The following is an 11,662-nucleotide window of genomic DNA, read 5'->3' as shown; positions in this document are numbered from 1 at the left end:
TGGCCGGGCGGCCCCCCGTCCGGCCGACTCCCCGCCTCGTGCCGCTCCCGGCACGGGGCGGGCGCCCCGGGCACGCCGAAAAAGCGGAGGCCACGGGCGGGTGCGGCTGGATAGCATCCAGAGGCATGGCACCCACCCATCGCCCCGCAGGCGTCCCCGAGAAGCCCGTTCTCGACGGGCTCGAAGAGAAATGGTCTCGGCGATGGGACGCGTCGGGCGTATACGCCTTCGACCGGACGAAGACGCGCGAGGAGGTCTTCTCCGTCGACACCCCGCCGCCCACCGTCAGCGGCTCGCTCCACGTCGGCCACGTCTTCTCGTACACCCACACCGACGCCGTCGCCCGCTACCAGCGCATGCGCGGCAAGGAAGTCTTCTACCCCATGGGGTGGGACGACAACGGCCTGCCGACCGAGCGGCGCGTCCAGAACCACTTCGGCGTCCGGTGCGACCCGGCCCTGCCCTACGACCCGGACTTCGAGCCCCCGGCCGCGCCGGGCAAGCAGCAACTCGCCGTCTCCCGGCGGAACTTCATCGAGCTCTGCGAGCGGCTCACCGCCGACGACGAGAAGGCCTTCGAGGACCTCTGGCGGCGGCTCGGCCTCTCCGTCGACTGGTCCCGCACCTACCGGACCATCGGCGCGGACGCCCGCGCCACCTCGCAGCTGGCCTTCCTCGACGACCTCGCGCGAGGTGCGGCGTACGTCGCCGAGGCGCCCACGCTGTGGGACGTCACCTTCCGCACCGCCGTCGCCCAGGCGGAACTGGAGGACCGCGAGCGGCCCGCCGCCTACCACCGGCTTGCCTTCCACGGTCCGGCCGGCCGGACCGTCCTGATCGAGACGACCCGGCCCGAACTGCTCCCCGCCTGCGTCGCGCTGGTCGCCCACCCCGACGACGAGCGCCACCGGGACCTGATCGGCAGCACGGTCCGCACCCCGCTCTTCGACGTCGAGGTCCCCGTCGTCGCGCACCACCTCGCGACGCCCGACAAGGGCACCGGCATCGCCATGGTCTGCACGTTCGGCGACACCACCGACGTGACGTGGTGGCGCGAACTGCGGCTCGCCACCCGGCCGGTGATCGGCTGGGACGGACGCTTCCTCGCCGAGCCGCCGGACGGCGTCCGCACCCCGGCCGCCGTCGCGGCGTACGCCCGGCTGGCCGGCGCCACCGCGCACACCGCCCGGGAACGCGTCGTCGAGCTGCTCCGGGAGAGCGGCGACCTGCAAGGCGAGCCGCGCGCCGGCACACACGCGGTCAAGTTCTTCGAGAAGGGCGACAAGCCGCTGGAGATCGTCACGACCCGTCAGTGGTACGTCCGCAACGGCGGCCGGGACGCCGCGCTGCGCGAGCGGCTGCTGGCCCGGGGCGCGGAACTGGTCTGGCACCCGCCGCACATGCGGGTCCGCTACGAGAACTGGGTCGGCGGTCTCAACGGCGACTGGCTGATCAGCCGTCAGCGGTTCTTCGGTGTCCCCATCCCCGTCTGGTACCCGCTGGACGGCTCCGGCCGGCCCGACCACGGCCGCCCGATCGTCCCCGACCGCGCCGCCCTGCCCGTCGACCCGAGCGCCGAGACCCCGCCCGGATACGACGCGGACCAGCGCGGCGCACCGTACGGCTTCGTCGGCGACCCCGACGTCATGGACACCTGGGCGACCTCCTCGCTCACCCCGCAGATCGCGGGCGGCCGGCTCACGGACCCGGACCTGTTCGCGCGGGTCTTCCCCATGGACCTGCGCCCGCAGGCCCACGAGATCATCCGCACCTGGCTGTTCGCCACGGTCGTCCGCGCCCACGCGGAGCACGACGCGCTGCCCTGGCGGCACGCGGCGATCTCCGGCTGGATCCTCGACCCCGACCGCAAGAAGATGGCGAAGAGCAAGGGCAACGCCGTCACTCCGGGCGACCTGCTCCTCCGGCACGGCTCGGACGCGGTCCGGTACTGGGCGGCGAGCGGACGCCCCGGCACGGACACCGCGTTCGACGTCGGCCAGATGAAGGTCGGCAGGCGCCTCGCCACGAAGCTGCTGAACGTCGGCAGGTTCGTCCTGAACCTCGGCGAGCCCGCGCCGGACGCCATGATTGCCGAGCCGCTCGACCGTGCGCTGCTCGCCGAGCTGGCGTCGACCGTCGAGGAGGCGACGCGGGCCTTCGACGCCTTCGACTACGCACGCGCCCTGGAGCGCACGGAACAGCTCTTCTGGCAGTTCTGCGACGACTACGTCGAGCTGGTCAAGGCCCGCGCCTACGGCGACCACGGCGACGCGGCCGCGACCGGGTCGGCGCGGGCGGGGCTGCGCACGGCCCTCGACGTCCTGCTGCGGCTCTTCGCCCCGGTCCTGCCGTTCGTCACGGAGGAGGTCTGGTCGTGGTGGCGCGAGGGCTCGGTGCACCGGGCGGCCTGGCCGGTCGCCGGGGAGCTGCGGGAGCGTGCGGACGACGCGGCGGTCCTCGGCGCGGCCGCGGAGGCCATCGCCGCGATCCGCGGGGCCAAGTCACGGGCCCGGCTCTCGATGCGGGCCGAGGTGGTCCGGCTGACCGTCGCGGCCCCGCGGCCCACCCTCGACCGGCTCGCCGCGGCGGAGGGGGACGTGCGGGCGGCGGGACACGTCGCCGCGGTCGAGCTGCGCGAGGAGGACGGTCCCTTGCGGGTCGAGGTGGAGCTCCGAGCGCCCGAATGAGTCGGACGTCACACCCTCGCAAGGGGCTGGCGGACGGCCCAGGTGCGGGGGGTAGGGTCACCCGGGTGACAACGCATTCGAACACTCCTGCAGGCTGGTATCCGGACCCCCAGGGCACGCCCCAGCTCCTTCGCTGGTGGGACGGTTCCCAGTGGACCCAGCACACCAGCCCGGGCCAGGGCCAGGGTCAGGCCGCGCAGGGCCAGGCCAAGGAGGTCCCGCAGCAGGCGCAGCCCGCGCAGCAGCCGGCCCAGGCCGCGGCCGCCCAGCAGCAGGGACAGTTCGGCCAGCCGCAGGCGCAGGCTCAGCCGGTCCAGCAGGCTCAGCAGGCCCACGCCGCGCAGCAGCAGGGGCAGTTCGGGCACCCGCAGGCCCAGGGGCAGCCCCAGCAGCAGGGTCACTTCGCCCAGCCGCAGGGGCAGTTCGGCCAGCCGCAGGCGCAGGCCGCGCCCGCGGTCGACCCGGCCAAGGTGCAGCGCCAGGTGCAGCACCAGGCCGGCGTCGCACCGTCCGCGCAGGGCGGCGGCACGCTGTTCACGGAGCCGGTCCTGGTCGTGAACCAGAAGGCCAAGCTCATCGAGCTGACGAACGAGTACAGCGTCATGGACCAGGCGGGCAACATGCTCGGCACGGTGGTCCAGGTCGGTCAGAGCACGCTGAAGAAGGTCGCGCGCTTCGTCTCCAGCGTCGACCAGTTCATGACGCACAAGCTGGAGATCCGTGACGCGTACGGCCAGCCGCAGATGCTGCTGACGCGCCCGCGCAAGTTCATGAAGTCGCGGGTCATCGTCGAGCGCCCGGACGGCCAGCAGATCGGCGAGATCGTCCAGCAGAACATGATCGGCAAGATCAACTTCGGGATGATGGTCAACGGCCAGCAGGTCGGCGCGATCAAGGCGGAGAACTGGCGCGCCTGGAACTTCTCGATCGTCGACCACGCCGACAACGAGGTCGCCCGGATCACGAAGACGTGGGAGGGCCTGGCCAAGACCATGTTCACCACCGCGGACAACTACGTCCTGCAGATCCACTACCAGCTGCCCGAGCCGCTCCTGAGCCTGGTCGTCGCGACGGCCCTGACGGTCGACACCGCGCTGAAGCAGGACTCCCGCGGCCTCGGATGACCGCTTCGTCCGGCATCGGACGACCGCGTCACCCGCATCCGATGACCGCTTCGCCCGGCCGCGAATGATCGCTTCACCGTTCGATCCGGGCATTCAGGTGATGCGGGTACGTACGGGATTCCGCGCTCCTTAGGAGCTCGTTCCGTGGCAGACGGGAAGAGCAGGACGCGCCCGGCCGACCAGGCGACCGACGTGGTCGTCCTCGGGCCGGGCCCGCCGGCCTCGTGCTCGGCAACATCCTGGTGGACCGGGGCATCGACTGCGTCGTCGCTACCTCCAGTGCGAGCCCGGCACCCCGGCCGACGCCTGGTCCGACGGGCGGATCTGGGACGAGCTGGAACTGCGGATGGGGCGGCGAAGTACGGCCCGCTGCACCGCGGCCGCATCCTGCAGCACTCCGTCGTCGAGCTGGAGTCCGACGTACTCGAACCGCTGCGCCACGGCGCGCTGTTCCTCGCGGGCGACGCCGCGGCGCTGATCAGCCCGTCCGCCGCGAAGGGCGCCAACCTCGCCGTCCTGGAGGCCGAACTCCACGCGAGCGCCCTGACCGACGCACTCACCACCGGTAACACCGAAGGGCTCGACGGTTATTCGGCACGGTGCCTGAAGCACATCTGGCGTGCGCAGGAGTTCTCGCACTGGATGATCGGGCTGCTGCACGGCCGATCCGGCACGGACGGCGAGTCGCTGTTCCACAACTCCCTGCGCCGCGCCCGCCTCGCGTCGCTGCGCACCTCGCGCAGCCAGCAGGACTGGTTCGCCGAGCACTACGTCGGCGTGTGACCCGCCGCCTCCCGGGCGCCCTCCGCGTACCTCCGAACCTCCCCGCGTACCTCTGAACTTCCCCTGCGCACCTCTGAACCCGGAATGAGGAACCACCCGCGATGATCACGGTGCCACCCTGCTCCCGCTCCTCCTCCCCGGCCTCAACGGCCCGGAGCTGCGGGCCCTGACCGAGCGCTGCGCCTTCTCGCACGCCGCGCTGCTCGTCTTCCCGCCCCGTCGTCGTGCGCGAGCGTCTCGCGCTGCGGCACCGGCGGTGTGCGGCGGAGCTCGACGTCGGCATCCTGCGCCCCGCGGTGCGGTGCCGGGACGGGGCGCGGCGCATGGTGGAGGTCTTCGCGCTGACCGTGCCCCCGGGGTCGGACCTCGCGGCGCTCGCCGCGCACGAGCGGGAGCGGCAGCACGAGGCGCACGTCGCCTTCGAGGTCGAGGCCCCCGACCCGCTCGTACTGCGCGGACTCTGCGCCGCCTTCGAGCGGTATGGCGCTGTCCCCGACGGCGGCGGCTACAACCCGCACGAGAACGGCACGGTGTTCTACTTCACCGCACCCGCCGAGGCCAAGGCCGGTTACCGGCGCGTCGAGTTGTACGTCCCCGGCGACCACCGCGACATCCTCACGGGACACCTCGACGCGCACCGCACGGGGCAACCCGCCGAGACGCTGCTGCGGCTGCTGACCGGGGCGTGGACGACGCAGGCCCTGGCCGCGTTCGCGCGCCTGGAGGTGGCCGACGCGATGGGCGCGGAGCGCGGGGTCGGCCTCGCCGAACTGGCGCGCGCGGTGGGCGCCTTCGAGCCCGGCCTGACCACCCTGTTGCGTTACCTCGCCATGCTCGGCGTGGTGCGCGAGGACCGCGACGGGTTCCGGCTCACCGACACCGGCGTACTGCTGCGCGCGGACGCCGAAGGGTCGATGCGGTCGCTGGCGCTGATGTACGGGGGGCCGTTCTACGAGTCCTTCGCCGGGCTCGACCACACCGTGCGCACGGGTGAGGTCGCCTTCGAGCGGCGCTTCGGCGAGAACCACTTCGACCTCTTCGCGCGCGACCCCGAACTCGCCGGACTCTTCGACCGGTCGATGGCCGCGGGGTCACGGATGTTCGACCCGCTGCCCGCCCACCCCGTCCTCACCGCGGCGGCGGACGGGGCCACCGTGGCCGACATCGCGGGCGGCAACGGGGAGCTGCTCAGCCGCATCCTTTCCGCGCACCCACGGCTGCGGGGCCTCCTCCTGGAGCGCCCGCTCACCGTGGAGGCCGCCCGGCACCTTCTGGGCGCGGCAGGGCACGCGGGGCGGTGCACCTTCCGGGCGGGCGACTTCGCGGACGTGCCCGCGGGCGCCGACGTCTACGTCCTGTCCCGCGTCCTGCACGACTGGGACGACGACCGCTGCCGCGAGATCCTGCGGCACTGCGCCCGCGCGATGTCCCCCGCCGCCGACCTGCTCGTCGTCGAACGGGTCCTGCCCGACGACGGCTCGTCCTCCCTGGCCACGGCCTGGGACCTGCACATGATGTGCAACGTGGGCGGCCGCGAACGCCGCGCCGACCACTACGCCCGCCTGTTCGCCGAAGCGGGCCTCACCCTGGTGGGCCACTCGCCCCTGCCCCTGGACGGCAGCGTCCTGCACGTCCGCAGGGCGGGGGCCACAGAGAGCTGAACCGTGCGGCTCGCCTACGGCCGCGACAGATGGAGCGCCGGGGGCTCCACCGGCTGGGCGGGGATCGACGGCAGGAAGTCCGGCGCGGTCTCACCCGTGGCCGGGAGCGTGCGCGGCGACCGCGTGAGGACCACGACGCCGTACGCCGCCACCGCCGCGCCCGCCACGGCCAGCAGGATTCCGCCGGCCCCGCCCTGGAGCCGCTCGCCGAGCAGTGCGACACCGATCACCGAGGCGGCGACCGGGTTGGCCAGCGTGACCACGGCGAGCGGTGCGCCGAGTCCGCCGCGGTAGGCGGTCTGCGAGAGCAGCAGGCCGCCGGCGGCGAAGGCCGCGACCAGCACCGCCACGATCACCACCTGCGGGGTGAACAGCGGGCCCGTGCGGTCCGTCACCGCGACCGTCACGGTCTGGGTGAGGGCCGACGCGACCCCGGAGGCGAAGCCGGATGCGGTCGCGTGGCGCAGCCCCGGCCGGGCGCCGGGCCGCGACAGGATCCCGATGACCGCCATCGTCGACGCGGCCACGACCAGCGCCTCCGGCACCGTCAGCGTGTCGTCCGGCGCGGGCCCCGAAGCGGTCAGGAGCAGCGCGCCCAGACCGATGAGGGTGAGGCCCGTGCCGCGCCACTCCAGCCGCGTGACCCGGCGTCCCGCGAGCCGGGCGCCGAGGGGCACGGCCGCGACCAGGGTGAGCGCGCCGAGCGGCTGGACCAGGGTGAGCGGCCCGTACTTCAGGGCCGCCACGTGCAGCAGCGCCGCGGACGCGTTGAGCCCGACCGAGGACCACCACACGCCGCTGCCGAGCATGCGCAGCACGCCGCTCTCGCCCTCGGTGACGCGCGATGCGAGCCGTTCCTGGGCGACCGCGGCGGCGGCGTACGCGGCCGCGGAGACCAGGGAGAGGGCGACGGCGAGAAGCGTGGCGCTCATCGGCCTGCCCCCGAGGTGATCAGTTCGGACGACGGGGAGGCGGGTACCGGCGCGGCAGCCGGTGCCGGGGACGACGTCGGTGTCGAGGTCGGTGCCGGGGTCGGCGTCGAGCGGTGCACCACGCGCGACCGGCCCGCGCGCGGCAGCCGGATCACCGCGAGGGCGATGCCGAGCAGCGCGGTCGCGACGAGCGCGTCGAGCCAGTAGTGGTTGGCGGTGCCGACCACGACGAGCAGGGTCAGCAGCGGGTGCAGCAGCCACAGCCAGCGCCACCGGGTCGAGGTGGCGACGATCATGCCGACGGCGAGCATCAGGGCCCAGCCGAAGTGCAGCGAGGGCATGGCCGCGAACTGGTTCGCCATGGTGTCGGTGGCGGGCTTCGCGGAGTACACCGAGGGCCCGTAGACCTGCGCGGTGTCCACGAGGTGCGCCGCGCCCAGCATGCGCGGCGGCGCGAGCGGGAACCCGAGGTGCAGCACGAGGGCGGCCGCGGTCAGCGCGGCGAGCACCCGGCGCGTCCACACGTAGTGCCGGGGGCGGCGCAGATACAGCCAGACCAGGAACAGCAGGGTCGCCGGGAAGTGCACGGTCGCGTAGTAGGTGTTCGCGACGTGGATCAGCGTCTCGTCGCCGATCAGTGCGTGCTGCACGGAGCCCTCGCCGGGCAGGTGCAGCGTGCGCTCGGCGTCCCAGATGTGGTGAGCGTTGCGGAAGGCCTCGCCGGTGTGACCGTTGGCGAGCTGCCTGCCGAATTTGTAGACGAGGAAGAGTCCTACGACGAGGAGGAGCTCGCGGACGAGGGGCGGTCGGGCAGATGTGTCCGGCTTCCGGACGGCTTTCGCGCCCGGCTCCCGGACCCGTATGTCCGGCTCCCGTTCGGCAGGCTCGGTTCGGGATTCCATCCCCCGGCCCCTTTACGTGACGACTGGGTGGTGCGGTGCTGAGCGGAGGATCGCCCCACTCATCGATACGCCAGTGTACCGATACGGAAGCGTACCGGTACACTGGCGTATCGAAAGGGGCCGATTCAGCCGGTCGGCCGCCGTACCGAGGAGAAGAGCCATGACGTCGACGTCGAACCGCTCGAAGATCACGCCCGAGCGTGAGCAGGAGTTCTACGACGCCGTCCTCGACCAGCTCCGCGCGTGCGGCTACGAGTCCCTGACCATGGAGGGCGTGGCCACCCGCACCCGGTGCAGCAAGTCCACGCTCTACCGTCAGTGGAAGACCAAGCCCCAGTTCGTGGCCGCGGCGCTGCGCGCCAATCGCTGTGTGCGGTTCGCCGGCATCGACACCGGCAGCCTCGCCGGGGACCTGCGGGAGGCGGCCCGGGCGGCCGGCGAGCAGTCCGGGCGGGACACGATGCTGGTCCAGGCGCTCAGCCACGCGGTCCTGCAGGACGAGGAGCTGCAGGAGGCGCTGCGCGAGACGCTGGTCGAACCGGAGCGCCGGGCCATGGCCGCGATCATCCGGCGCGGCGTGGAGCGCGGCGAGATCGTCGAGGGCCACCCGGCGGTGGAGTTCCTCTCGGTGCAGCTGTTCGGCGTCCTGCGCGCCCGGCCGATCCTCGAGGGCGTCTACGCCGACGAGGAGTATCTGACCCGTTTCGTCGAGGCCTGTGTGCTTCCCGCACTCGGTCTCACCTGATCGTGGGCCCGGGGCTGTTGGATGGCTGACCCGGGCCTGCCCGCGCCGCACCGTGGGGACGGGGGCGGCGCGCACCCCCGGACCGGACGGGGTTCCTCCTGAGCGGCGAGGAACCCCGCCCGGTCCGCTGCGTCACGGGCGCGGCGGTCCTGCCGGGTCCGCCCGTGCGTTCTGGTCGGCTATACGTTCTTGCCGGCGCCGCCACCGCCGACCGGGCCGGCCTTGATGCCCTCGGCGATCTTGTCCATCGCGGACTGCGAGGGGGCGTCCTTGTTGACGTCGATGCCCATCCGGACGATGACGATCTTCGACGTGTCGGCGGGGGAGGGGAACGCGAGCGACTCGACGTAGCCGTCGTCGCTCTTCTCCGTGACCGCCTTCCAGCGGACGTGGTAGCCCTTCTGCCCCGCCACCGTGACCGGCTCCGAGGCCAGCACCTTGTGCGAGGTGATCTTGCCGTAGGTCTTGCCGCCGTACCCCGACTTGGCGTTCTTCGCGATGTCCGCCTTCGCGGCCGCCTCGGGCGTCGTGGCGTCGACCTTCAACTGCTCGGCCGACTGGGAGAACGCGCTCCCGCGCGTGCACTGCTCCGACGTGTTGCCGGGGCAGGGGATCGAGTCGGTCTGCACCCCGGCGCCGTACCGCGTGCTCCCGCCCTTCCAGCCGTTCGGGACCGGTATCTTGACGCCGTTCACCAGGTCGCTCGCGAAGCCCGGGTCCTGCTCCGGCGCCTGCGGCCCGTCGCCTTCGTCCGGGGACCGAGGTGTCCGGGGCGACTCGGAAGAGCCCGGTTCGCGCGGGCCGCCGGCCGATGGCTCCTTGGCCGTGGAGACGCCGTCGTCCCCGTCGCCGTCGGAGGTCAGGGCGTAGACGCCGCCGCCTATCCCGGCGAGCACGACGAGGACCACGCCCGTGGCTATCGCGATGCGCAGCCGGCGCCGCGGGGCGGGGGCGGGCGGCTGCCCCGGGTAGGCCGGGAACGCCGGCTGCGTCGGGTGTGCCGCGGTGCTCGCGGCGGCGCGCACCTGGTCCGTCCACACGGTCCCGTCCCACCAGCGCTCGGTGGGAGGACCGCCGGCGGTCTGGCCGGGATCGGGGTACCAGCCTGGGGGAGTCATCTGGGTCATGGCCGCCAGCGTATGAGCCCCGCGTGAAAGGGGGATGAGAGGGTCCCCCGGTGATGAACCGGTTCCCCGCGTTCTGCCCCTTTTGCGTACGCCTTCCGCATTTCCGTACGCCTTCCGTCCAGGCGTCCGCGATGCGCTCAGCCGGTGTGGGTCAACTCCCTTCCCCGTAACCGTTTATGACGAGCCGCGAAGGACCCGGGCCGTCCACCGTCCGCGGCCACGGCGTGCCCGGCCGCCCCGGGGTGATCGAGCCCAGCACGCTCGCGTGCCGCGCCCCGGTGCTCGCGGGGACGGTGCCCGGCAGCCCGTGCAGGGTCAGGAAGCCGAGGACGGCGAAGGCGTACGCCTCCTTCGCCGCGGAGGGCAGACCGAGCTCGTCGGAGGCGCGCAGCGGGACACCCGTGCCCAACTCCGCGCGCAGGGCGGCCATCAGCGCCGGATTGCGTGTCCCGCCGCCCGAGACGACGACCTCCGAGGCGCCGACGGAACGGACGGCGTCGGCGGCCGTGCGGGCGGTGAGCCGGGTGAGCGTGGCGACGACGTCCTCGGTGGACAGCTTCTCGTATCCCCGCAACGCCGTACGCAGATACGGCAGATGGAAGAGTTCCTTGCCCGTCGTCTTCGGCGCCGGAAGGGCGTAGTAGGGCTCGGCGAGGAGCCGGGAGAGCAGCCCCTCGTCGACCGTGCCGCGCGCCGCGAGCTCGCCGTCCAGGTCGTAGGCGAGGCGGCCGTCCGTCGCCGCGTGGACGGCGGCGTCGATCAGGGCGTTGGCGGGTCCGGTGTCGAAGGCGGTGCCGTCGGCGGCCGTGATGTTGGCGATGCCGCCGAGGTTCAGCGCGGCGGGGGTGCCGGGGCGGCCGCGCAGCCACATCAGGTCCACCAGGCTGACCAGGGGCGCGCCCTGGCCGCCCGCCGCGATGTCCCGGGGGCGGAAGTCGGCGACCACCGGCAGGCCCGTCGCCTCGGCGATCCAGGCGGGCCGGCCGATCTGCAGGGTGCCGTGCACCTGGCCGTCCGCCACCCAGTGGTAGACGGTCTGGCCGTGCGAGGCGACCAGTTCGGCCTGGCCCTCGCACAGGTCACGGTCGGCCTCGACCGCGGCGGCCGCGAAGGCCCGGCCGATCCGGGTGTCGAGCCGGCAGACCTCGGCGAGTGTGGTGGCCGCGGGTGGCAGCGCGGCGGCGAGGTCGGCCCGCAGCCCCTCGTCGTAGCCGCGGCTGATCAGCCCGAGGGGAGTGAGGGTCAGCCGGTCCCCGTCGAGGGTCAGATCGGCGGCTGCCGCGTCGATCGCGTCGTACGAGGTCCCTGACATCAGCCCGATCACGCGCACGTGGGGCCTCCTTCTCGGTCGGCTCACCCTTGCGCTTGATCATCGCATCCCACGGCCGACGGGCGGCAGGCCTTCCCGGAAAGCGGCACGGGGTGGGAGGTTGCCTGGCCGGTTTTCGGTTCTGGGGTGCGGGCGCGTTCTGCGGCGTGTGGGTGGCTCGCTGTCGTCGGTGCCCGACGCGAGTGGGGGGCGTTCGCGCCCTTTCGGCTTCCGGTCCGGAGGTCGGGGGGCACGGTCTGCTGTGGCGCATAGCTGTGGGGTGCGGTTCGGTGGGCCTCTGGGGGGCGTGAACGGGGTCCTGACGCCCTGATGCCCTGACGCGCGGCGTCAGCGTTGGCGCCTCCTGGGGTTCTGCCAGGGGCGCGTCTTGC

General features: G+C 73.2%; 9 protein-coding genes. 5 read left to right on the top strand and 4 right to left on the bottom strand.

Annotated elements, in window-relative coordinates; all coding sequences use genetic code 11:
- Positions 1 to 125 precede the first annotated feature (125 nt).
- The 4 genes from valS to ACZ6CV_RS15550 all read left to right on the top strand — a co-directional run bounded on the left by valS (position 126) and on the right by ACZ6CV_RS15550 (position 6,255).
- Positions 126 to 2,687 (top strand): valine--tRNA ligase, encoded by a 2,562-nt coding sequence (gene valS, locus ACZ6CV_RS15565; RefSeq protein WP_469251290.1) that lies wholly within the window; start codon positions 126 to 128, stop codon positions 2,685 to 2,687.
- A 65-nt stretch (positions 2,688 to 2,752) separates the two neighbouring features.
- Positions 2,753 to 3,811: an LURP-one-related family protein gene (locus ACZ6CV_RS15560; protein ID WP_469251289.1), complete on the top strand. Its 1,059-nt coding sequence runs from the start codon at positions 2,753 to 2,755 to the stop codon at positions 3,809 to 3,811.
- Between the two features lie 279 nt (positions 3,812 to 4,090).
- Complete coding sequence (locus ACZ6CV_RS15555; protein WP_469251288.1) at positions 4,091 to 4,594, top strand: FAD-dependent monooxygenase; 504 nt, start codon at positions 4,091 to 4,093, stop codon at positions 4,592 to 4,594.
- 224 nt (positions 4,595 to 4,818) lie between these two features.
- Positions 4,819 to 6,255 (top strand): methyltransferase, encoded by a 1,437-nt coding sequence (locus tag ACZ6CV_RS15550; RefSeq protein ID WP_469251287.1) that lies wholly within the window; start codon positions 4,819 to 4,821, stop codon positions 6,253 to 6,255.
- 14 nt (positions 6,256 to 6,269) lie between these two features.
- On the opposite strand, the gene ACZ6CV_RS15545 is transcribed toward ACZ6CV_RS15550, so the two are convergent.
- Both ACZ6CV_RS15545 and ACZ6CV_RS15540 read right to left on the bottom strand, forming a co-directional pair.
- Entirely contained in the window at positions 6,270 to 7,187 is a 918-nt protein-coding gene (locus ACZ6CV_RS15545; RefSeq protein WP_469251286.1) for a DMT family transporter, read from the bottom strand.
- Positions 7,184 to 8,089, bottom strand: a complete 906-nt coding sequence (locus tag ACZ6CV_RS15540; protein ID WP_469251285.1) for a phosphatase PAP2 family protein — start codon at positions 8,087 to 8,089, stop codon at positions 7,184 to 7,186. Before ACZ6CV_RS15540 ends, ACZ6CV_RS15545 begins: the two co-directional genes overlap by 4 nt.
- A 160-nt stretch (positions 8,090 to 8,249) precedes the next feature.
- Here ACZ6CV_RS15540 and ACZ6CV_RS15535 point away from each other — a divergent pair, with 160 nt between their 5' ends.
- Complete coding sequence (locus tag ACZ6CV_RS15535; RefSeq protein WP_469251284.1) at positions 8,250 to 8,834, top strand: TetR-like C-terminal domain-containing protein; 585 nt, start codon at positions 8,250 to 8,252, stop codon at positions 8,832 to 8,834.
- Between the two features lie 179 nt (positions 8,835 to 9,013).
- Here ACZ6CV_RS15535 and ACZ6CV_RS15530 read toward each other — a convergent pair whose 3' ends face one another.
- Both ACZ6CV_RS15530 and ACZ6CV_RS15525 read right to left on the bottom strand, forming a co-directional pair.
- Positions 9,014 to 9,961, bottom strand: coding sequence for a DUF2510 domain-containing protein (locus tag ACZ6CV_RS15530; RefSeq protein ID WP_469251283.1), 948 nt, complete (start codon positions 9,959 to 9,961; stop codon positions 9,014 to 9,016).
- A gap of 151 nt (positions 9,962 to 10,112) precedes the next feature.
- Positions 10,113 to 11,291, bottom strand: coding sequence for an anhydro-N-acetylmuramic acid kinase (locus tag ACZ6CV_RS15525; protein ID WP_469251282.1), 1,179 nt, complete (start codon positions 11,289 to 11,291; stop codon positions 10,113 to 10,115).
- Between the last annotated feature and the right edge of the window lie 371 nt (positions 11,292 to 11,662).

It is taken from the genome of Streptomyces sp. NPDC041713 (assembly GCF_055591085.1).
Note: the sequence above shows the minus strand (reverse complement) of the source record. Positions and strands in the feature narration are given on the sequence as shown.

What these genes read in the sequence shown, in the direction of transcription:
- valS (WP_469251290.1), top strand. Translation starts at nt 126, where the DNA reads ATGGCACCCACCCATCGCCCCGCAGGCGTCCCCGAGAAGCCCGTTCTC.
- ACZ6CV_RS15530 (WP_469251283.1), bottom strand. Translation starts at nt 9,961, where the DNA reads ATGACCCAGATGACTCCCCCAGGCTGGTACCCCGATCCCGGCCAGACC.
- ACZ6CV_RS15540 (WP_469251285.1), bottom strand. Translation starts at nt 8,089, where the DNA reads ATGGAATCCCGAACCGAGCCTGCCGAACGGGAGCCGGACATACGGGTC.
- ACZ6CV_RS15545 (WP_469251286.1), bottom strand. Translation starts at nt 7,187, where the DNA reads ATGAGCGCCACGCTTCTCGCCGTCGCCCTCTCCCTGGTCTCCGCGGCC.
- ACZ6CV_RS15535 (WP_469251284.1), top strand. Translation starts at nt 8,250, where the DNA reads ATGACGTCGACGTCGAACCGCTCGAAGATCACGCCCGAGCGTGAGCAG.